Origin of the sequence: Variovorax sp. WS11, assembly GCF_010499245.1 — a bacterium.
Classification (GTDB): domain Bacteria; phylum Pseudomonadota; class Gammaproteobacteria; order Burkholderiales; family Burkholderiaceae_C; genus Variovorax.
This window is the reverse complement of sequence record NZ_JAAGOW010000002.1, coordinates 734,647-754,822: the sequence shown is the minus strand read 5'-3', so window position 1 is coordinate 754,822 and position 20,176 is coordinate 734,647. Positions and strand designations below refer to the sequence as shown.

Below are 20,176 nucleotides of genomic sequence, written 5' to 3'. Positions count from 1 at the left end.
CAAGCCTCCAGAACATGGCCATCAACGACGCCCTCTCTTCCCTCGGCGGCACCAGCTCGACATCGAGCAGCAGCAGCGTGAGCGGCTCCGACAGCGAACAGCGCTTCCTCAAGCTGCTGGTGACGCAGCTCAACAACCAGGATCCGCTCAACCCGATGCAGAACGCCGAGCTCACCTCGCAGCTCGCGCAGATGAGCACGGTCAGCGGCATCGAGAAGCTCAACAGCACGCTGTCCGGCCTGGTCAGCCAGACCGGCAGCAACCAGGTGCTGCAGGCCGCCTCGCTGATCGGCTACAACGTGCTGTCGCCCGGCAACCAGATCGCCACCACCGCGCCCAAGGACGGCGAGGAGCCGGCGACGGTGCCCTTCGCCGTGCAGCTGCCCGGCACGGCCGGCGACGTGCAGGTCAAGATCGTCGATGCCGCGGGCCGCACCGTGCGCACCCTCGAGCTGGGCTCCCTGGCCGAGGGCGTCAACGCCGTCACCTGGGACGGCAAGGCCGACGACGGCTCGGCCGTGCCGGCCGGCAACTACAGCTTCAGCGTGGTCGCCACCAACGACGGCACCGCGGTCGAAGCCACCGCGCTCACCTTCGCGCAGGTGGCGGCCGTCAAGCAGGGTACGAACGGGGTCACGCTGGAGCTGGCCAACGGCCGCAGCATCAGCCTCGACGACGTGCGCATGTACCTCTGAACCTTTTCCCTCGGGCCTCTCGCGTCGGCGCGGGGGTCGCTTCTTCCACGCATAGCAACAAGGATCGATCATGAGTTTCTCCCAGGGCATCAGCGGCCTGAACGTGGCCGCCGCCAACCTCGACGTCGTCGGCAACAACATCGCCAACTCGGGCACGGTGGGCTACAAGTCGGCTGCCGCCACCTTCCAGGACATCTATGCCGGCTCGCGCATTGGCCTGGGCGCCTCGGTCTCGGGCGTGGTGCAGAACTTCACGCAGGGCGTCACGCAGACCAGCAGCCGCCCGCTGGACGTGGCGATCCAGAACGGCGACGGCTTCTTCCGCCTCTCCAGCCCCAGCGGCGAGGTGGCCTACTCGCGCAACGGCCAGTTCACCCGCGACAAGGACGGCTACATCGTCAACAGCCAGGGCCTGCGCCTCACCGGCTACGGCGTGACGGCGGCCGGCGGTCTCTCCGGCGGCACGCCCACCGCGCTGCAGGTGCAGACCAGCTCGATGAACCCGAACGCCACCACCGGCGTGGAGGCGGAGTTCAACCTCGACTCGCGCCTGGCCGTGCCGAGCAAGACGCCCTTCGATGCCACCGATTCCGGCACCTTCAACTACTCCAACTCCATCGGCCCGGTGTACGACTCGCTGGGCAACCCGCACGAGCTCACCGCCTACTTCGTGAAGACCGGCGACAACGCCTGGGACGTCTACGCCCAGGCCGACGGCACAGCCATCGGCGCCGGCGCGATCACCGGCCTGACCTTCGACACCAACGGCAACATGACCGCTCCGGCCGGCGGCACCTTCAACATCGCGAACCTGGACTTCGGCAACGGCTCGGCCGCGATGAACATGGCGGTGGACCTCTCGGGCACCACGCAGTTCGGCAATGCCAACGGCATGAACAAGCTGTCGCAGGACGGCTACACCTCCGGCACGCTGACCTCCTTCTCGATCAACCCCGACGGCACCATCACCGGCAAGTTCTCGAACGAGCAGACCAAGCTGATGGGCCAGGTGGTGCTGTCCAGCTTCGCCAACCCGAACGGCCTGGAGCCCAAGGGCGGCAACGTTTGGGGCGAGACCCAGGCCTCGGGCCCTGCACTCACCGGCACCCCGGGCGAAGGCACCAAGCAGGGCTCGCTCGAATCGGGCGCGCTGGAGTCGTCGAACGTCGACCTCACCTCCGAGCTGGTGAACCTGATCGTCGCCCAGCGAAGCTACCAGGCCAACGCACAGACGGTGAAGACGCAGGACCAAGTGGTCCAGACGCTCATCAACATCCGCTGAGCGGCACGAGGAGTAGCACCCAGTGGACCGCATGCTCTATGTCGCCATGAGCGGCGCCAAGCAGGCCATGGAACAGCAGGCCTCGGTCGCCAACAACATGGCGAACGTCTCGACGCCGGGCTTTCGCGCGCAGGTCAACAGCTTCCGCGCGGTGCCGGTGGTGGGAGGCGACGAGCCGTCCACCCGCTCCTTCGTGGTCGCCACCACGCCGGGCGCCGACTTCAGCCACGGCCCGCTGACGCAGACCGGCCGCGACCTCGACGTCGCGGTGCACGGCGACGGCTGGCTGGTGGTGCAGACGCCCGACGGCGGCGAGGCCTACACCCGCGTGGGCAACCTGCAGGTCGGTGCCGACGGCCAGCTGCTCACCATGGGCGCGCGCCCGGTGGTGGGCGAGGGCGGCGCACTGGTGGTGCCACCCGGCTCCAAGGTGCAGATCGCCTCCAACGGCGCCATCACGGCGCGCGGCGCCGGCGATCCGCTGGTGGGCGTGGCCGAGGTCGGCCGCCTCAAGCTGGTCAACCCGCCGACCACCGACCTGGTGCGCGGCGACGACGGCCTGTTCCGCATGCGCGAGGGCCTGCCGCCGGCCGAGGCCGACGCGGCCGTGACCGTGACCAGCGGCGCGGTCGAGGGCAGCAACGTCAATCCGGTCGAGGCCATGGTTTCCATGATCGCCCAGGCCCGCAGCTTCGAGATGCAGATGAAGGCCATGCAGACCGCGAACGACAACGCGCAGTCGGCCAACAAGCTGCTCGCCTACGGCTGATCCCCATTCAAAGCACAAAGGACCCATCGCCATGATGCGCTCGCTCTATATCGCCAAGACCGGCCTCGATGCCCAGCAGACCCAGCTGGACGTGGTCTCCAACAACCTGGCCAACGTCGGCACCACCGGCTTCAAGCGCAGCCGCGCGGTGTTCGAGGACCTGATGTACCAGAACCTGCGCCAGGTCGGGGGCCAGACCTCCGACCAGACGCGCCTGCCCTCGGGCCTGCAGGTCGGCACCGGCGTGCACGTCGTGGCCACCGAGCGCATCCATGCGCAGGGCAACATGACCAAGACCGACAACCCGAAGGATGTGGCGATCAACGGCTCCGGCTTCTTCCAGGTGCTGATGCCCGACGGCACCACCTCGTACACGCGCGACGGCTCCTTCCAGACCGACCGCGACGGCCAGCTGGTGACCGCCAGCGGCTTCCCGGTGCAGCCGGCCATCACCATCCCCCAGAACGCCACCGGCATGACCATCGGCCGCGACGGCATGGTTTCGGTCACGCAGGCCGGCAGCACCGCGACCGTGCAGGTCGGGCAGCTGCAGCTGGCCACCTTCCTCAACCCCGCGGGCCTGCAGAGCGTGGGCGAGAACCTGTATGCCGAGACCGACTCCTCCGGCGCGCCCAACCAGCTGAACCCGGGCCTCGAAGGCGCGGGCATCCTGAGCCAGGGCTATGTGGAGGCTTCCAACGTCAACGTGGTGGAGGAGCTGGTCAACATGATCGCGACGCAGCGGGCATACGAGATCAATAGCAAGGCTGTGCAGACCTCGGACCAGATGCTGCAGCGCCTGGCGCAGCTGTGATGGACGGCGCTCGTCTTCATCGTCTGGCCGCGGGCACACTTGCGGCCCTGCTGGCCACGGGCTGTGCACAGATCCCGCGCGAGCCGCTGGTGCACCAGCCGATGACGGCGCGCGCCAACGCTTACGCGCCCCTGCCCGCGCCGCGCGCCAACGGCGCGATCTTCCGCGACGGGCCGGGCGGCAATGCGCTCTTCGAGGACCGCCGGCCGCGCAACATCGGCGACATCCTGACCATCGTCATCAGCGAGAAGGTCAACGCGAGCAAGAATTCGGGCGCCAACGCGAGCCGCTCGGGCAGCCTCACGGCCGCCTTCCCGACCATCCCCAAGCTGCTCGGCGGCCTGCTGGACGACCAGGACGCCAAGCTGTCCGGCAACAACATCCTCAATGCCAAGGGCGGGGCCAACGCCAACAACACCTTCAACGGCGTGATCACCGTCACCGTGACGGACGTGATGCCCAACGGCAACCTGCTGGTGTCCGGCGAGAAGCAGATGGGCATCAACCAGGGCACCGAGTACATCCGCTTCTCGGGCGTGGTGAACCCGCGCACCGTCTCGGGCAGCAACACCGTGCCTTCCACGCTGGTGGCTGATGCACGCATCGAATACACGGCCAAGGGCTACATCGACGAGGCGCAGCACATGGGCTGGATGCAGCGCATCTTCCTCAACGTGATGCCCTTCTGATATGGCTCTCCCCCAGGTTGGCTCACTTCGTGTAGCCGCCCACCCCCTCACCGGGGGCGACACCAGCGGCCCGGCAAAGCCGGTTCCGCGGTGTCCCCCGAACGCGGCCCGTTCCGGTGCCGCTCTGAAAGAGAGAGTTTGTTTATGAGTTTGTCGCGGTATTTGATGACTGGGATTGCAGCGCTTTGTGTGTTGACGTTTCCCGCCCATGCCGAGCGCATCAAGGAGCTGGCCAGCATCCAGGGCGTGCGCGACAACCCGCTGATCGGCTACGGCCTGATGGTGGGCCTGGACGGCACGGGCGACCAGACCATGCAGACGCCCTTCACCACGCAGAGCCTGAACAACATGCTGCAGCAGCTGGGCATCACCATCCCGGCCGGCGTCAACATGCAGCTCAAGAACGTGGCGGCCGTGATGGTCACGGCCACGCTGCCGTCCTTCGCGCGGCCCGGCCAGACCATCGACGTCACCGTGTCTTCCATGGGCAATGCCAAGAGCCTGCGCGGCGGCACGCTGTTGATGACGCCGCTCAAGGGCGTGGACGGCGCGACCTATGCGATCGCGCAGGGCAACATGGTGGTCGGCGGCGCCGGCGCCTCGGCCAACGGCAGCAAGGTGCAGATCAACCAGCTGAGCTCGGGCCGCATTCCGGCCGGCGCACTGGTGGAGCGCACGGTCGACGCGCCGGTGGGCGGCGAAGGCACTTTCTCGCTGGAGCTCAACCGCTCCGACTTCGGCACCGCGCAGCGCGTGGTCGAGGCCATCAACCGCCAGCTCGGGCCCGGCACCGCCGACGCGGCCGACGCCCGCATGATCCGCGTGCGCGTGCCGGAGGCGCAGGAGCGCGTCGGCTTCCTGGCCCGACTCGAGAACATCGAGGTGACGCCGATGCAGGCGGTGGCGCGCGTGGTGATCAATGCACGCACCGGCTCGGTGGTGATGAACCAGGCGGTGCGCGTCAACGACTGCGCCGTGGCGCACGGCAACCTCTCGGTGGTGATCAACACCGAGCCGGTGATCAGCCAGCCCGGTCCTTTCTCGGGCGGCTCCACCGTTGTCGCCCAGACCTCGCAGGTCTCGGTGACGCAGGGCGGCGGTGCGCTGCAGATGGTGCGCGGCGGCGCCTCGCTGTCGGATGTGATCAAGGGCCTCAACAGCCTGGGCGCGAATCCGCAGGACCTGGTGTCCATCCTGCAGGCCATGAAGAGTGCCGGCGCCCTGCGCGCCGAACTGGAAGTCATCTGAAGGCCCACGCATGGCGATGACCACCGATACGCGCAACGCCGCACTCGACCAGCGCTTCGCGCTGGACGTGCAGGGTGTCGACGCACTGCGGCGCACCGTGCGCGCCTCGCCCGAGGAAGGCCTGAAGCAGGTCTCGCGCCAGTTCGAGGCGCTGTTCATGAACATGGTGCTCAAGAGCATGCGCCAGGCGGTGCCGCAGAGCGGCCTGCTGGACAGCCAGAACGAGAAGCTCTACCTCTCGATGTTCGACCAGCAGCTTTCGCAGAACCTCTCGGGGCGCGGCGTCGGGCTGGCCGAGGCGATGCTCGCGCAGCTGAGCCGCAGCCTCCCATCCACCGCGCCGGAGGGTGAGGGCGAGGCCGAAGGCATGTCGCTCGCGCCGCCGGCAGGCTTCGCGCTCAAGCCGCAGGCGGGCATCCCGCTGGGTTCGGCACCGACGCCGGCAACGCTGCCCGCCACGGCGCCGGCGACGCGCCGCGCCGCGGACCTGAGCCTCTACCAGAGCAACGTCGAGCGTGCGCCGGCCACGGTGGATTCGCTGCAGGGCAAGGTCGACGCCTTCGTCGACCGCATGGGTGCCTCGGCACAGGCCGCGAGCGAGGCCAGCGGCGTGCCCGCGCCGTTGATCCTGGCGCAGGCCGCGCTCGAGTCCGGCTGGGGCAAGCGCGAGATCCGCGCCGACGACGGCACGCAGAGCTACAACCTGTTCGGCATCAAGGCCGACCGCAGCTGGAAGGGTCCGACGGTCGAGACCACCACCACCGAGTACGTGGACGGCGAGCCGCAGAAGGTGCGCGCGAAGTTCAGGGCCTACGGCTCCTACGAGGAGGCCTTCACCGACTACGCGAAGTTCATCACGCGCAATCCGCGCTACGCCAACGTGCTGGCCACCGACGACCCCGCCGCGGCCGCTCACGGGCTGCAGAAGGCGGGCTACGCCACCGATCCGCAGTACGGGCACAAGCTCGTTCGCATCATGCAGAAGTTCACCTGAATCCATCCACCTAAGGAAAACCTCCATGGCTGAAATCGCAAGCCTGCGCCCGCAGGCCAACGTCCCTGCCCTCAACGGTAACCGGCTGGAGGTGGTCACCTTCACGCTGGGCGAGGAGGAATACGGCATCGACATCCAGAAGGTGCAGGAGCTGCGCGGCTACGACGCGGTGACGCGCATCGCCAATGCGCCGGAGTTCATCAAGGGGGTGGTGAACCTGCGCGGGATCATCGTGCCGATCATCGACATGCGCATCAAGTTCGCGCTGGGCACGCCGACCTACGACCAGTTCACGGTGGTGATCGTGCTGAACATCGGCGGGCGCGTGGTGGGGATGGTGGTGGACAGCGTGTCGGACGTGATCACGCTGAGCGCGGAGCAGATCAAGCCGGCGCCGGAGATGGGGTCGTCGCTGGACACGGACTACCTGATCGGGCTGGGCACGCTGGAGGAGCGGATGCTGATCCTGGTGGACATCGACCGCCTGATGTCGAGCGACGAGATGGGACTGATCGAAAAAATTGCAACCTGAACGAGTGCTCCCCCAGGATCGATCTCGTTCCTGGGATGTGAGCTCCTATTGACTTGATATGGAGCCGGCCGTGAGCCGGCGGGGGGATGGAGATGAGGAACTGGAAGATAGGCGCCCGCCTGGGCATCGGCTTCGCGCTGGTGCTGGCATTGCTGGCCATCGTCGCGGGCATCGGCGTGTTCCGCCTGCAGAACGTGGGCGAGGCCACCGCGGAGATGGTCCAGCGTTCGCTGGTGAAGGAGCGCCTGGCCGCGAGCTGGCTGCTGAACACCAGCAACAACAGCGTGCGCACCTTCGCGCTGGTCAAGAGCAACGACGCCGAAGTGCAGGACTACCTGCAGAAGAACATGACGAAGACCAGCGCGCTCATCTCCGAGACGCAGAAGAAGCTGGAGGACATGCTGGACACGCCCGAGGAACAGGCGATCAGCGCCGACATCAAGAAGAAGCGCACCGAGTACATCGGCCTGCGCAACGGCATCCTCAAGCTCAAGGCCGAGGGCCGGCAGGAGGAAGCCGCGCGCATCACCAACGAAAAGCTGATCCCGATGCTCGACGCCTACGACGCCAGCATCCGCGGCATGCTGACGCACCAGGCCGAGCGCATCGACCGCGCGGCCGATTCCGTCGACGCGCTGTACCGATCGGGCCGCGTCAACGTGATCGTGCTGGCCGTGCTCGCGCTGGCGCTGGGCGCGGTGCTGGCCTGGCTGCTGACGCGCAGCATCACGCGCCCGCTCAACGAGGCGGTGCAGGTGGCGCAGACCGTGGCCGCCGGCGACCTGCGCAGCGAGGTGGTGGTGAAGACCCGCGACGAGACCGGCCTGCTGATGCAGGCGCTCCAGGGCATGAACGCCAACCTGGCGCGCGTGGTGGGCGAGGTGCGCAGCGGCACCGACACCATCGCGGCGGCCTCCACGCAGATTGCGACGGGCAACCAGGACCTCTCGTCGCGCACCGAGGAGCAGGCCAGCTCGCTGCAGCAGACCGCAGCATCGATGGAAGAGCTGACTTCCACCGTCAAGCAGAACGCCGACAACGCGCGCCAGGCCAACCAGCTGGCCCGCTCGGCTTCCGAAGTCGCCGTCAAGGGCGGCGGCATGGTCAACCAGGTGGTGGACACCATGGCCTCCATCCATGCGTCCTCCAGGAAGATCGTCGACATCATCGGCGTGATCGACGGCATCGCCTTCCAGACCAACATCCTCGCGCTCAACGCTGCGGTGGAGGCTGCGCGGGCCGGTGAGCAGGGGAAGGGCTTCGCCGTGGTGGCTTCCGAAGTGCGAAGCCTCGCGCAACGCTCCGCTGCCGCCGCCAAGGAGATCAAGAGCCTGATCGACGACTCGGTCGGCAAGGTGGACGCGGGCACCGCCCTGGTGGGCGAGACCGGCAAGACCATGGACGAGATCGTGGGCAGCATCCAGCGCGTGAGCGACATCGTCGGGGAAATCACCGCGGCCAGCCACGAGCAGACCCTGGGCATCGAGCAGATCAACCAGGCCATCACCCAGATGGACCAGGTGACGCAGCAGAACGCGGCGCTGGTCGAAGAGGCGGCCGCGGCGGCTGCGTCGATGCAGGAGCAGACCGGCAGCCTGGTGCGGGCGGTGAGCGTGTTCCGGCTCGATGCCGGCGCGCAGGCCATTCGCATCGCGCCTTCGACTTCGACTTCGACTTCGACTTCGACTTCGACTTCGACTTCGAGCCTGCCCGAGAAGAAGGAGCGCCTGCTTGCCAGGCCTGCGGCGGCAAGCGCGCGCGTCGCGGCGGCCGGCGACTGGACCGAGTTCTGAGTTGGGGAAAGTCCAGATGAACACCGCGAATCCGTCGAGGCGCGACCCCTCCTTCGTTTCCCTGACCCGCACCATGACCCTCGGCGCCGCCGCAGGCATGTTCCTGGTGGCGGCGCTCGTGCTGGCGGTCTTCTACGCGCTGGCCTCCTCGCAGCAGCAACGCAGCGCCGCGCAGTACGCCAATGCCAAGGCCGAGGCCATCGCCCGGTCGCTGGACATCTTCGACCAGACCATGCGCCTCACGGCGGAGAACGCCTTCGGCGTGTTCCGGCGCCAGTTCGCGGCCAGCTTCGTGCTCGACGCGGCCGCGCAGGGCGCGTTGAGCATCGACGGCACGCCCATCGACGCCGCGCGCATCGCCGAGGTGGACGCCTTCGCACGCGACTTCCCCGGCGCCAACGCCACGGTGTTCGTCGCGCAGGGCGAGGATTTCCGCCGCATCACCACCTCGGTCAAGAAGGAGAACGGCGATCGTGCCGTCGGCACCCTGCTCGACCGCAAGAGTGGCGCCTATCCGGTCCTGCGCGAGGGCAAGCGCTTCGTGGGCCGTGTGATGCTGTTCGGGCGCCCCTTCATGACGGTCTACGAGCCGGTGCGCGATGCGGCGGGCCGCGTGGTCGCCGTGCTCTACATCGGACTGGACATCGCGCAGCAGCAGGCCGCCTTCGGCGAGGCCGTGAAGAAGACGCAGATCTTCGAAACGGGCGGGCTCTACATCGTCAACCCCGCGGGCGGCGCTGCCGCGGCGACGCTGGTCTTTCATCCGACGGCGGCCGGCAAGAAGCTGGCCGAGCTCCTGCCGGGCGACGAGTCGGCCGCATGGCTGGAGCGGCTCTCGGCCAAGGAGGCCCTGTGGATCGACGACGCACGGGCCGTGCTCGCAGCGGCGGACGGCCGGCAGCGCCATGCCTCCGTGGCGAGGAGCGAGGCGACGGGTTGGCTGGTGGTGGCGGAAGTACCCACCGCCGAAGTGCTGGCGGCGCTCTACGGGCAGATGGCTTGGCTGGGCGGCTGCATTGCGCTGGCTGCCGTGCTGCTGGGCGCCGCGCTGGTCGTCTTCATCCGCCGCACCGTGCGGCCACTGGGTCTGTTGAGCGTGCATGTGCAGGCGCTGGGGCAGGGCGACCTGTCGCGGCAGCTGGATTCGGACCGGCGCGACGAGATGGGCGTGATCACCCGCGCCGTGGAAGCCATGCGCCAGGGCCTGGCCGGCGTGGTGGGCGGCGTGCGGCAGGGCACCGATGCCATTGCCACCGCCTCCAGCCAGATCTCGGCCGGCAACCAGAATCTGTCTTCGCGCACCGAGGAGCAGGCCAGCGCGCTGGAGCAGACGGCGGCCTCGATGGAGGAGCTGACCTCCACCGTCAAGCAGAACGCCGACAACGCGCGGCAGGCCAATCAGCTCGCGCTGTCGGCCTCCGAAGTGGCGGTGAAGGGTGGCGATGTGGTCGGCCAGGTGGTGAGCACCATGGCCTCGATCAATGCCTCGTCCAAGAAGATCGTCGACATCATCGGCGTGATCGACGGCATCGCGTTCCAGACCAACATCCTGGCGCTCAATGCCGCGGTGGAAGCCGCGCGCGCCGGCGAGCAGGGCCGTGGCTTCGCGGTGGTTGCTGCCGAAGTGCGCAACCTGGCCCAGCGCTCGGCAGCAGCCGCCAAGGAAATCAAGGGTCTGATCGACGACTCGGTGGGCAAGGTGGATGCAGGCAGCGCCCTGGTGGGCGAAGCCGGCAAGACCATGGAAGAGATCGTGGGCAGCATCCGCCGCGTGACCGACATCGTCGGAGAGATCAGCGCAGCCAGCCACGAGCAGACCCAGGGCATCGAGCAGATCAACCAGGCGATCACGCAGATGGACCAGGTGACGCAGCAGAACGCCGCGCTGGTGGAAGAAGCCGCGGCCGCGGCGCAATCGATGCAGGAGCAGGCCGGCAGGCTGGTCGACGCGGTGAGCGTGTTCAAGCTGGAAGCCCACGCGCCCACCCTTCTTCTCGAACGCGGGACTCAAAACCGGCGCGCAATTGCCGATAACTGATCGAGCACCGCACCAACACCCGTTCCGGAGACAGCCAACATGTCCTACCTACCGAATCTCCGCGCGATGAGCATCGCGAAGAAGCTCGGCCTTTTCACCTGCAGCGCCGTCGCCGGCATCCTGCTGCTGACCGCGCTCTTCCTGGTGTCCGAGCGCAAGCTGATCCTCGAGGATCGCCAAGCCGGCGTGCGCCAGGTCGTCGAGGCCGCGCATGGCCTGCTGGTCCACTATCACGCGCTGGCGGCCAAGGGGGAGCTGAGCGAGGCGCAGGCCCAGCAGCAGGCGATGCAGGCGATCCGCGGGCTGCGCTACAGCGGCAACGAATATCTCTGGCTCAACGACATGACGCCGCGGATGCTGATGCATCCGATCAACCCCGCGCTGGAGAACAAGGACCTCTCGGACAACAAGGACCCCACCGGCAAGCGCCTGTTCGTCGAGTTCGTGAACATGGTGAAGGCACAGGAGGCGGGCTTCGTCCCCTACATGTGGCCCAAGCCGGGCAGCAAGGACCCGGTGCCCAAGGTCTCCTACGTCAAGGGCTTCAAGCCCTGGGGCTGGATCATCGGCTCGGGCGTGTACATGGACCAGGTCGAGGCCGCGATCCTCGGCCGCCTGGCGGAGTTCTCGGTCTACGCGCTGGGGCTGGCCGCGCTGCTGTTCGCCTTCGGCTGGGCGCTGTCGCGCGGGCTGCTCCGGCAACTGGGCGGCGAGCCGGCGGAGGCGGCAGGCATCACCCGCCGCATCGCCGAGGGCGACCTGGCCGTGGCCATCGAGCTGAAGCGGGGCGACGAGGCCAGCCTGCTGCATGCGATCGCCGGCATGCGCAACAGCATCGCCGCCATCGTCGGCCAGGTGCGCAGCGGCACCGACACCATCGCCACCGCCTCGGGCCAGATCGCCGCGGGCAACCACGACCTGTCCGCGCGCACCGAGGAGCAGGCCAGCTCGCTGCAGCAGACGGCCGCCTCGATGGAGGAGCTCACATCCACCGTCAAGCAGAACGCGGACAACGCCAACCAGGCCAACCAGCTCGCGCTCGCCGCCTCGGAAGTCGCGAAGAAGGGCGGCGGCGTGGTCGGGCAGGTGGTGGGCACCATGGGCTCGATCAATGCTTCGTCCAGGAAGATCGTCGACATCATCGGCGTGATCGACGGCATTGCCTTCCAGACCAACATCCTTGCGCTGAATGCGGCGGTGGAAGCCGCGCGTGCCGGCGAGCAGGGCCGCGGCTTCGCGGTGGTCGCGGCCGAAGTGCGCAGCCTGGCGCAGCGCTCGGCTGCGGCGGCCAAGGAGATCAAGGGCCTGATCGACGACTCGGTGTCCAAGGTGGACGCGGGCACGGCGCTGGTCGGCGAGGCCGGCCGCACCATGGAGGAGATCGTCGAGAGCGTCAAGCGCGTTACCGACATCATCGGCGAGATCACCGCCGCCAGCCGGGAGCAGGCTTCCGGCATCGAGCAGGTCAATCAGGCCATCGCGCAGATGGACCAGGTGACGCAGCAGAACGCGGCGCTGGTGGAAGAGGCTTCCGCCGCGGCGCAATCCATGCAGGAGCAGGCCGGCAACCTGGTCGAGGCGGTGCGCGTCTTCAAGCTCGACAGCGGCTCACAGCTGGCCCCGATTTCCCATTGACAAGCCGGACCGCCGCAGGGCGGACCCACGAATCCTTCAGAGAGACCCAGACATGTTGAGCACAAGCACCGAATCCCCCAAGCACGCTGCCCACGGCGCGTCTTCCTCCGCCGCGTCCGGCGGCCGTCCGCCGGAGTTCCTGGCCTTCAAGCTGGGCGACGAGGAATACGGCATCGACATCCAGAAGGTGCAGGAGCTGCGCGGCTACGACGCGGTGACGCGCATCGCCAATGCGCCGGAGTTCATCAAGGGGGTGGTGAACCTGCGCGGGATCATCGTGCCGATCATCGACATGCGCATCAAGTTCGCGCTGGGCACGCCGACCTACGACCAGTTCACGGTGGTGATCGTGCTGAACATCGGCGGGCGCGTGGTGGGGATGGTGGTGGACAGCGTGTCGGACGTGATCACGCTGAGCGCGGAGCAGATCAAGCCGGCGCCGGAGATGGGGTCGTCGCTGGACACGGACTACCTGATCGGGCTGGGCACGCTGGAGGAGCGGATGCTGATCCTGGTGGACATCGACCGCCTGATGTCGAGCGACGAGATGGGCCTGGTCGAGAAGATCGCGGCCTGAGATCGCCGGCCGCGAATCGAGAAACAACGTCATGAACCTCAAGGACCTGAAGATCGGCACGCGCCTGGGCCTCGGCTTTGCCGCGATGCTGCTGTTGCTGGCCGCCATTTCCGGCATCGGCGTGCTGCGCCTGCAGAGCGTGGGCGACGCCACCGACGAGATGGTGCGCGGCGCCCTCGTCAAGGAGCGCCTCGCCAGCGAATGGGCCAAGCTGCTGGGGCCCGCGATCGTGCAGACCTTCGCGATGGTCAAGGCCAGCGAGCCCGCGACCGAGGCCTACTTCGCCAAGGCGCGCCTCGAGACCTCGCAGCGCATCAACCCGGTGCAGAAAAAGCTGGAGGAGCTGCTGAGCGTGCCGGAGGAGAAGAAGCTCTATGCCCAGGTGGCCGATGCGCGCAAGGTCGTGCTCGACACCCTGGCCGAGATCGTCAAGCTCAAGACGGCCGGCGATGCGGCAGGCGCCAACCAGCTCGCCGACACCCGCTTCTCCGCCGCGCTCAAGGTCTACGAAGAGGCGGTGGACAGGATCGCAGCGCACGAGCGCGAGCAGATCGATGCGGTTGCCGCCGGCATCGCGAAGGACCACCGGAGCGGCCGCATGCTGATGATGGTGCTGTCGGCCGTGGCCCTGGTGCTTGGCGGGCTGTGTGCCTGGCTGACCGCGCGCAGCATCACCCGGCCGCTGGGTCAGGCCGTCAAGGTCGCCGAGACCGTGGCGAGCGGCGATCTCAGCGCCCGCATCGAGGTGGAATCGCGGGACGAGACCGGCCAGCTGATGAACGCGTTGCGCCACATGAATGCAAGCCTGGCGCGCGTGGTGGGCGAGGTGCGCGAGGGCACCGACACCATCGCGACGGCCTCGGGCGAGATCGCCTCGGGTAACCAGGACCTCTCGTCGCGCACCGAGGAGCAGGCGAGTTCGCTGCAGGAGACGGCAGCTTCGATGGAAGAGCTGACCTCCACCGTCAAGCAGAACGCGGACAACGCGCGGCAGGCCAACCAGCTCGCGCTGTCGGCCTCCGAAGTGGCGGTGAAGGGCGGCGATGTGGTGGGCCAGGTGGTGAGCACCATGGCCTCGATCAATGCCTCGTCGAAGAAGATCGTCGACATCATCGGCGTGATCGACGGCATCGCCTTCCAGACCAACATCCTGGCGCTCAATGCCGCGGTGGAAGCCGCGCGCGCCGGCGAGCAGGGCCGTGGCTTCGCGGTGGTTGCTGCCGAAGTGCGCAACCTGGCCCAGCGCTCGGCAGCAGCCGCCAAGGAAATCAAGGGTCTGATCGACGACTCGGTGGGCAAGGTGGATGCAGGCAGCGCCCTGGTGGGCGAAGCCGGCAAGACCATGGAAGAGATCGTGGGCAGCATCCGCCGCGTGACCGACATCGTCGGGGAGATCAGCGCGGCGAGCCACGAGCAGACCCAGGGCATCGAGCAGATCAACCAGGCGATCACGCAGATGGACCAGGTGACGCAGCAGAACGCGGCCCTGGTGGAAGAAGCCGCTGCCGCGGCGCAATCGATGCAGGAGCAGGCCGGCAGCCTGGTCCAGGCGGTCAGCGTATTCAGGCTGAAGGCCGCAGAGCCCAGCCTCGCCTGACTTTTTCTCTTACCGGATTTGCATGATGAAGTTTCTTTCCAACCTCCGCATCGGCACGCGGCTCGCCCTGGGCTTCGGCCTGGTGCTGGCCCTTACCCTGATCTCCGCCGCGTTCGCGCTGGTCAGCGCCAGCAAGAACGCCGAAGCCACCCGCCAGATGATGCAGAGCCCGCTGGCCAAGGAGCGGCTGATTTCCGACTGGTACGTGCTGACCTACTCGGCCATCGCGCGCACCGCGATGATCGCCAAGACCACCGACGCCTCGTTGCCCGTCACCTTCGCCGACGTCATCTCCGACAGCGTGAAGAAGGGCGGCGAGACCATGGCCAAGGTCGAGGCCCTGCTGGTGACCGACGAGGAGAAGGCCACCTTCAAATCCATCGTGGAGCTGCGCGCCAAGTACCAGGCGGCCAAGGACGCGGTGCAGAAGGCCAAGGCCGGCGGCAACGCGGAAGAGACCGAGACGGTGTTCAAGGACGTCTTCCAGCCGGCCGCCAAGGCCTACGAGAGCCGGGTGCTGTCGCTGCTGGCGCTGGAGCGCCAGGCCATCGACGACATGAGCCGCGCCATCGATGCGGCGAACGCGCGCGGCTTCAACCTGCGCATCCTGATGACCGCGCTCACGCTGCTGATCGGCGGCATCTGCTCCTTCCTGATCGCGCGCAGCATCACCCGGCCGCTGGGCCAGGCCGTCCGGGTGGCGGAGACCGTGGCCGGCGGCGATCTCGGCACCCGCATCGACGTGCAGTCGCGCGACGAGACCGGGCAACTCATGCATGCGCTCAAGAACATGAACGAGAGCCTGGCGCGCGTGGTGGGGCAGGTGCGCGCCGGTACCGACACCATCGCGACCGCCTCGGGCCAGATCGCCGCGGGCAACCACGACCTGTCCTCACGCACGGAAGAGCAGGCCAGCTCGCTGGAAGAGACCGCGGCCTCGATGGAGGAGCTGACTTCCACCGTCAAGCAGAACGCCGACAACGCGCGCCAGGCGAATCAGCTCGCGCTGTCGGCCTCCGAGGTGGCGGTCAAGGGCGGCAGCGTGGTCTCGCAGGTGGTGGACACCATGGGCTCGATCAATGCCTCGTCCAAGAAGATCGTGGACATCATCGGCGTGATCGACGGCATCGCCTTCCAGACCAACATCCTCGCGCTCAATGCGGCGGTGGAAGCCGCGCGCGCCGGCGAGCAAGGCCGCGGCTTCGCGGTGGTGGCTTCGGAGGTGCGCAATCTGGCCCAGCGCTCGGCCGCCGCCGCCAAGGAGATCAAGGCGCTGATCGGCGATTCGGTGGACAAGGTCGAGGAGGGCAGCAAGCAGGTGGCCGAGGCCGGCCGCACCATGGAAGAGATCGTCGACAGCGTCAAGCGCGTGACCGACATCATGGGCGAGATCACGGCGGCCAGCCATGAGCAGACCCAGGGCATCGAGCAGGTCAACCAGGCCATCAGCCAGATGGACCAAGTGACGCAGCAGAACGCGGCGCTGGTGGAAGAGGCCTCGGCCGCCGCCCAGTCCATGCAGGAGCAGGCGGCCAGCCTGGTCGAGGCGGTGGGCGTGTTCAAGCTGGGCCACGACGAGGCCGCGGCGGTGGTGCTGGCGCAGGTGCAGGCGCAGGCCAGGAGCCGTGAGGCCCTGCCGCCGAAGCGCGCCGTGCCGGCGCCGAAGGGGCCGGCGCCCAGGCCGGTCGCCGCATCGCCCAAGGCGCTACCGGCCCGCCATGCGCCGCCGGCGCAGGCCACGAGCGCCGCACCGTCCGGCGACTGGACGGAGTTCTAGGGCTGCCGGCCCTCAAGTTCGGGCGCAGCCCGCCGATAAATCCCAGGTCCGGCCCGACTTCATGGGCCCATGAAGGAAGAAGAAAAATGCAGTGGTTCCAAGAACTTCGTGTCAGCGTGAAGCTGATCCTCGCCTTCCTGGCGGTCGCGGCGCTGGGCGCCGTGGTCAGCGCGCTCGGCATCTTTCACATGAGCCGGATCAACGCCTCGACCGGGCGGCTCTACAACCACGAGATGCGCACCCTCGAGGCGGCGCAGGCGGCCAATATCCACCTGCTGTACGCCAGCCGGGCGCAGATGGGCCTGCTGTCGGCCTCCACCAAGGGCGAGCGCAATGCCGGCATCGCCGAGCTCAAGAAGGCCGGTGCCGAGCTGGCCGAGCGCATGGCCGAGATCAAGCCGGTGCTGGTGGAGAGCGAGGAGGGCGGCAAGCTCTACCAGCGCTACGAGGCGCTGGTGCAGCCGCTGCGCAAGCGCATGGGCGACTTCGTCGAGCTGATCTCGAAGCAGTCGCTGGACAGCTCGCAGTTCGACGGCCGCGTGTCCGAGGACAGCGCGCAGCTGCTGAAGGATTCGCGCGCGGTCGAAGAGGTGCTCACCCAGATGGTGGCCTACAGCGACGGCATGGCCAAGGCCAGCCTGGAGAGCGCCGAGGGCACCTTCAAGACCTCGCGCCTGCTGATGCTGGCCATGGCCCTGGTGGGCCTGGTCGCCAGCGTGGGCCTCGGCGTGGTGGTGGCCCGCCTGCTGTCGCGCCAGCTCGGCGGCGAGCCGGCCTATGCGGCGAACGTGGTGGGCCGCATCGCCGACGGCGATCTCACGGTGGGCGTGGAGGCGCGCAAGGCCGGCCAAGGCAGCGTGCTGCACTCGATCAAGCAGATGCAGGACCAGTTGACCGAGGTGGTGGTCAAGATCAAGCATTCGAGCGATGCCATCGCCACGGCCTCCGGCGAGATCGCCTCGGGCAACCAGGACCTCTCGTCGCGCACCGAGGAGCAGGCGAGTTCGCTGCAGGAGACGGCAGCTTCGATGGAAGAGCTGACCTCCACCGTCAAGCAGAACGCGGACAACGCGCGGCAGGCCAACCAGCTCGCGCTGTCGGCCTCCGAAGTGGCGGTGAAGGGCGGCGATGTGGTGGGCCAGGTGGTGAGCACCATGGCCTCGATCAATGCCTCGTCGAAGAAGATCGTCGACATCATCGGCGTGATCGACGGCATCGCCTTCCAGACCAACATCCTGGCGCTCAATGCCGCGGTGGAAGCCGCGCGCGCCGGCGAGCAGGGCCGTGGCTTCGCGGTGGTTGCTGCCGAAGTGCGCAACCTGGCCCAGCGCTCGGCAGCAGCCGCCAAGGAAATCAAGGGTCTGATCGACGACTCGGTGGGCAAGGTGGATGCAGGCAGCGCCCTGGTGGGCGAAGCCGGCAAGACCATGGAAGAGATCGTGGGCAGCATCCGCCGCGTGACCGACATCGTCGGAGAGATCAGCGCGGCGAGCCACGAGCAGACCCAGGGCATCGAGCAGATCAACCAGGCGATCACGCAGATGGACCAGGTGACGCAGCAGAACGCGGCCCTGGTGGAAGAAGCCGCGGCCGCGGCGCAATCGATGCAGGAGCAGGCCGGCAGCTTGGTGCAGGCCGTGAGCGTGTTCAGGCTCGCTGCTTGAGGCCCAGGCCCCTTCAGCTTCGGCCGCCGCTGCCGATAAACAGGAAAGGGCCCGGTCACCGCGCCGCCGCCCCGTCCAGAACAAACATCTCTACAGGTAAAGCCCCATGTCGATGTTCTATACCGGCCTGACCGGCCTGAGCGTGGCACGCAGCGCGCTCATGACCACGGCCCACAACACGGCCAACGTGTACACGACCGGCTACAGCCGCCAGACCTCGGTGATCGCCACCAACAGCGCCATCGGCCTGGCCTCCGGCTTCGTCGGCACCGGCGCCCGCGTCACCACGGTGGCGCGCAGCTACGACGCGTACCTCACCTCCCAGCTGAACGGCGCCGAGGCCTCGGGCGCGGCGCTGGCCAGCTACAACGCGCAGATCAGCCGCATCGACTCGCTGCTGGCCGACAAGACCTCCGGCCTCACGCCGCTGATGCAGAGCTTCTTCGCCGGCGTGCAGGGCGTGGCCAACACGCCGGCCGACCCGGCGGCGCGCCAGCAGCTCATCAGCTCCGCGCAGTCGCTGGCCAACAAGTTCCGCGCCACCGACCAGTACCTGAGCGACCTCAACACCTCGGTCAACGAGCAGATCCAGGGCAGCGTGGGCGAGATCAACACCTACGCCAAGCAGATCGCCACCCTCAACCACCAGATCGGCCAGATGAGCGCCGTGGCCGGCGGCCAGCCGCCCAACGACCTGCTGGACCAGCGCGACCAGCTGGTCAACGAGCTGGGCAAGCTGGTGGACGTGAAGGTGCTGGCGCAGGACGGCGGCAAGTACAACGTCTTCATCGGCAACGGCCAGTCGCTGGTGCTGGGCGACCAGGCGATGTCGCTCAAGGCCGGCCCCTCGGCGGCCGACCCGACGCGCACGGCGCTGTCGCTGGTGGGCATCAACGGCACGGCCACCGAGCTGGCCGACAGCGTGTTCGGCGGCGGCTCGATCGGCGGCCTGATGGCCTTCCGCAACGAGACGCTCAGCACGTCGCAGAACGCCATCGGCCGCCTGGCCATCGCGCTCACCAGCACCTTCAACGACCAACACAAGCTGGGGGTCGACCTCAACGGCGTGCTGGGCACCGACTTCTTCTCGAAGGCCGCACCGGGCGTGTTCACCAACGCTCACAACACCGGCGACATGGTGATCGGCGCCAGCATCACCGACCCCTCGCAGCTGAGCATCAGCGACTACTCGGTGGAGGTGAAGGACGTGGCGGGCACCCTGACCTACTCCGTGACGCGGCTCACCGACAAGCAGGTGATCGGCAACTACACCACCTTCCCCATCAGCTTCGACGGAGTGAGCCTCAGCGTGGACAGCGGCACGGCCCAGGCCGGCGACCGCTTCCTGCTGCAGCCCACGCGCACCGGCGCGCGCGACGTCGACGTGCTGGTGCTCGATCCGGCCAAGGTGGCTGCGGCCTCGCCGCTGATCGCGGCCAACACCGCCGGCAACCAGGGCAGCGGCGCGCTGGGCGCGCCCACGGTCGACGCTGGCTACCTGGCCGCGCCGCTGGCGGCGCCGGTGACCCTGAGCTACGACGCCGCGGCTGGCACGCTCAGCGGCTTTCCGGCGACCTCCGCCGTGACCGTGACCCTGGCCGACGGAACGTCGACCACCTACGCGGCCGGCGCTGCCGTGCCCTACACCGCAGGCGCCTCGATGAGCTTCGACGGCATCACCGTCAAGATGACCGGGGCCCCGGCCGACGGCGACACCTTCACCATCCAGAAGAACGCCGGCGGCGTCTCCGACGGCAGCAACGCGCTGCTGCTGGGCGCGCTGCAGAAGAAGGCCGTCATGGACGGCGGCACCTCCACCTTCGGCAGTGCCTTTGCGCAGCTGGTGAGCGCGGTGGGCAACCGCACCATGGAGATCCGCACCGCCGAGACCACGCAGACCAGCGTGACGGAGCAGATCCGCGCCAGCCGCGATTCGATCTCGGGCGTGAACCAGGACGAGGAAACCGCCAACCTGCTGATGTACCAGCAGATGTACCAGGCGAACGCCAAGGTCATCCAGACCGCGTCGGACATGTTCGCCGCCATTCTCGGCATCAGCGGCTAAGCGCGCC

Annotated in this window: 16 protein-coding genes; all 16 read left to right on the top strand. The window is 68.0% G+C overall.

The window, feature by feature from the left end:
• Positions 1-14: 14 nt before the first annotated feature.
• The 16 genes from GXN78_RS24065 to flgK all read left to right on the top strand — a co-directional run bounded on the left by GXN78_RS24065 (position 15) and on the right by flgK (position 20,169).
• Positions 15-695 (top strand): flagellar hook assembly protein FlgD, encoded by a 681-nt coding sequence (locus GXN78_RS24065; protein WP_106560176.1) that lies wholly within the window; start codon positions 15-17, stop codon positions 693-695.
• 70 nt (positions 696-765) lie between these two features.
• The gene (gene flgE / locus GXN78_RS24060; protein ID WP_106560175.1) at positions 766-1,977 is read left to right on the top strand and encodes a flagellar hook protein FlgE; all 1,212 of its coding nucleotides are present in this window, start codon (positions 766-768) and stop codon (positions 1,975-1,977) included.
• Positions 1,978-1,999: 22 nt separating this feature from the next.
• Positions 2,000-2,746, top strand: coding sequence for a flagellar basal-body rod protein FlgF (gene flgF, locus GXN78_RS24055; protein ID WP_106560174.1), 747 nt, complete (start codon positions 2,000-2,002; stop codon positions 2,744-2,746).
• A 31-nt stretch (positions 2,747-2,777) separates the two neighbouring features.
• On the top strand, positions 2,778-3,560 hold the full coding sequence (gene flgG, locus GXN78_RS24050) for a flagellar basal-body rod protein FlgG (RefSeq protein WP_106560173.1): 783 nt from the start codon (positions 2,778-2,780) through the stop codon (positions 3,558-3,560).
• A complete protein-coding gene (locus GXN78_RS24045) occupies positions 3,560-4,249 on the top strand; it encodes a flagellar basal body L-ring protein FlgH (protein WP_106560172.1) in 690 nt (229 codons plus the stop codon). The genes flgG and GXN78_RS24045 overlap by 1 nt, the downstream gene beginning before the upstream one ends.
• Positions 4,250-4,414: 165 nt before the next feature.
• Complete coding sequence (locus GXN78_RS24040; RefSeq protein WP_275407599.1) at positions 4,415-5,497, top strand: flagellar basal body P-ring protein FlgI; 1,083 nt, start codon at positions 4,415-4,417, stop codon at positions 5,495-5,497.
• Between the two features lie 10 nt (positions 5,498-5,507).
• Positions 5,508-6,491, top strand: coding sequence for a flagellar assembly peptidoglycan hydrolase FlgJ (gene flgJ, locus GXN78_RS24035; RefSeq protein ID WP_106560170.1), 984 nt, complete (start codon positions 5,508-5,510; stop codon positions 6,489-6,491).
• A gap of 25 nt (positions 6,492-6,516) precedes the next feature.
• Positions 6,517-7,023: a chemotaxis protein CheW gene (locus GXN78_RS24030; protein WP_106560169.1), complete on the top strand. Its 507-nt coding sequence runs from the start codon at positions 6,517-6,519 to the stop codon at positions 7,021-7,023.
• Between the two features lie 92 nt (positions 7,024-7,115).
• The gene (locus tag GXN78_RS24025) at positions 7,116-8,816 is read left to right on the top strand and encodes a methyl-accepting chemotaxis protein (protein ID WP_106560195.1); all 1,701 of its coding nucleotides are present in this window, start codon (positions 7,116-7,118) and stop codon (positions 8,814-8,816) included.
• A 16-nt stretch (positions 8,817-8,832) separates the two neighbouring features.
• Complete coding sequence (locus GXN78_RS24020) at positions 8,833-10,854, top strand: methyl-accepting chemotaxis protein (RefSeq protein ID WP_106560168.1); 2,022 nt, start codon at positions 8,833-8,835, stop codon at positions 10,852-10,854.
• 39 nt (positions 10,855-10,893) lie between these two features.
• Positions 10,894-12,489: a methyl-accepting chemotaxis protein gene (locus GXN78_RS24015; protein WP_239142882.1), complete on the top strand. Its 1,596-nt coding sequence runs from the start codon at positions 10,894-10,896 to the stop codon at positions 12,487-12,489.
• A 52-nt stretch (positions 12,490-12,541) separates the two neighbouring features.
• The gene (locus GXN78_RS24010; RefSeq protein WP_106560167.1) at positions 12,542-13,066 is read left to right on the top strand and encodes a chemotaxis protein CheW; all 525 of its coding nucleotides are present in this window, start codon (positions 12,542-12,544) and stop codon (positions 13,064-13,066) included.
• Between the two features lie 31 nt (positions 13,067-13,097).
• Entirely contained in the window at positions 13,098-14,663 is a 1,566-nt protein-coding gene (locus tag GXN78_RS24005) for a methyl-accepting chemotaxis protein (protein WP_106560166.1), read from the top strand.
• 25 nt (positions 14,664-14,688) lie between these two features.
• On the top strand, positions 14,689-16,440 hold the full coding sequence (locus GXN78_RS24000; RefSeq protein WP_106560165.1) for a methyl-accepting chemotaxis protein: 1,752 nt from the start codon (positions 14,689-14,691) through the stop codon (positions 16,438-16,440).
• Positions 16,441-16,526: 86 nt separating this feature from the next.
• On the top strand, positions 16,527-18,104 hold the full coding sequence (locus tag GXN78_RS23995; RefSeq protein ID WP_106560164.1) for a methyl-accepting chemotaxis protein: 1,578 nt from the start codon (positions 16,527-16,529) through the stop codon (positions 18,102-18,104).
• 106 nt (positions 18,105-18,210) lie between these two features.
• Entirely contained in the window at positions 18,211-20,169 is a 1,959-nt protein-coding gene (gene flgK / locus GXN78_RS23990) for a flagellar hook-associated protein FlgK (RefSeq protein ID WP_106560163.1), read from the top strand.
• Positions 20,170-20,176: the final 7 nt, after the last annotated feature.

Excerpts from the sequence above, each read along its gene's own strand:
- flgE (WP_106560175.1), top strand. The coding sequence starts at position 766 with ATGAGTTTCTCCCAGGGCATCAGCGGCCTGAACGTGGCCGCCGCCAAC.
- GXN78_RS24040 (WP_275407599.1), top strand. The coding sequence starts at position 4,415 with ATGACTGGGATTGCAGCGCTTTGTGTGTTGACGTTTCCCGCCCATGCC.
- GXN78_RS24025 (WP_106560195.1), top strand. The coding sequence starts at position 7,116 with ATGAGGAACTGGAAGATAGGCGCCCGCCTGGGCATCGGCTTCGCGCTG.
- GXN78_RS24005 (WP_106560166.1), top strand. The coding sequence starts at position 13,098 with ATGAACCTCAAGGACCTGAAGATCGGCACGCGCCTGGGCCTCGGCTTT.
- flgG (WP_106560173.1), top strand. The coding sequence starts at position 2,778 with ATGATGCGCTCGCTCTATATCGCCAAGACCGGCCTCGATGCCCAGCAG.
- GXN78_RS24030 (WP_106560169.1), top strand. The coding sequence starts at position 6,517 with ATGGCTGAAATCGCAAGCCTGCGCCCGCAGGCCAACGTCCCTGCCCTC.
- GXN78_RS24020 (WP_106560168.1), top strand. The coding sequence starts at position 8,833 with ATGAACACCGCGAATCCGTCGAGGCGCGACCCCTCCTTCGTTTCCCTG.
- flgJ (WP_106560170.1), top strand. The coding sequence starts at position 5,508 with ATGGCGATGACCACCGATACGCGCAACGCCGCACTCGACCAGCGCTTC.
- GXN78_RS24000 (WP_106560165.1), top strand. The coding sequence starts at position 14,689 with ATGAAGTTTCTTTCCAACCTCCGCATCGGCACGCGGCTCGCCCTGGGC.
- GXN78_RS23995 (WP_106560164.1), top strand. The coding sequence starts at position 16,527 with ATGCAGTGGTTCCAAGAACTTCGTGTCAGCGTGAAGCTGATCCTCGCC.
- GXN78_RS24015 (WP_239142882.1), top strand. The coding sequence starts at position 10,894 with ATGTCCTACCTACCGAATCTCCGCGCGATGAGCATCGCGAAGAAGCTC.
- GXN78_RS24010 (WP_106560167.1), top strand. The coding sequence starts at position 12,542 with ATGTTGAGCACAAGCACCGAATCCCCCAAGCACGCTGCCCACGGCGCG.
- GXN78_RS24045 (WP_106560172.1), top strand. The coding sequence starts at position 3,560 with ATGGACGGCGCTCGTCTTCATCGTCTGGCCGCGGGCACACTTGCGGCC.
- flgK (WP_106560163.1), top strand. The coding sequence starts at position 18,211 with ATGTCGATGTTCTATACCGGCCTGACCGGCCTGAGCGTGGCACGCAGC.
- GXN78_RS24065 (WP_106560176.1), top strand. The coding sequence starts at position 15 with ATGGCCATCAACGACGCCCTCTCTTCCCTCGGCGGCACCAGCTCGACA.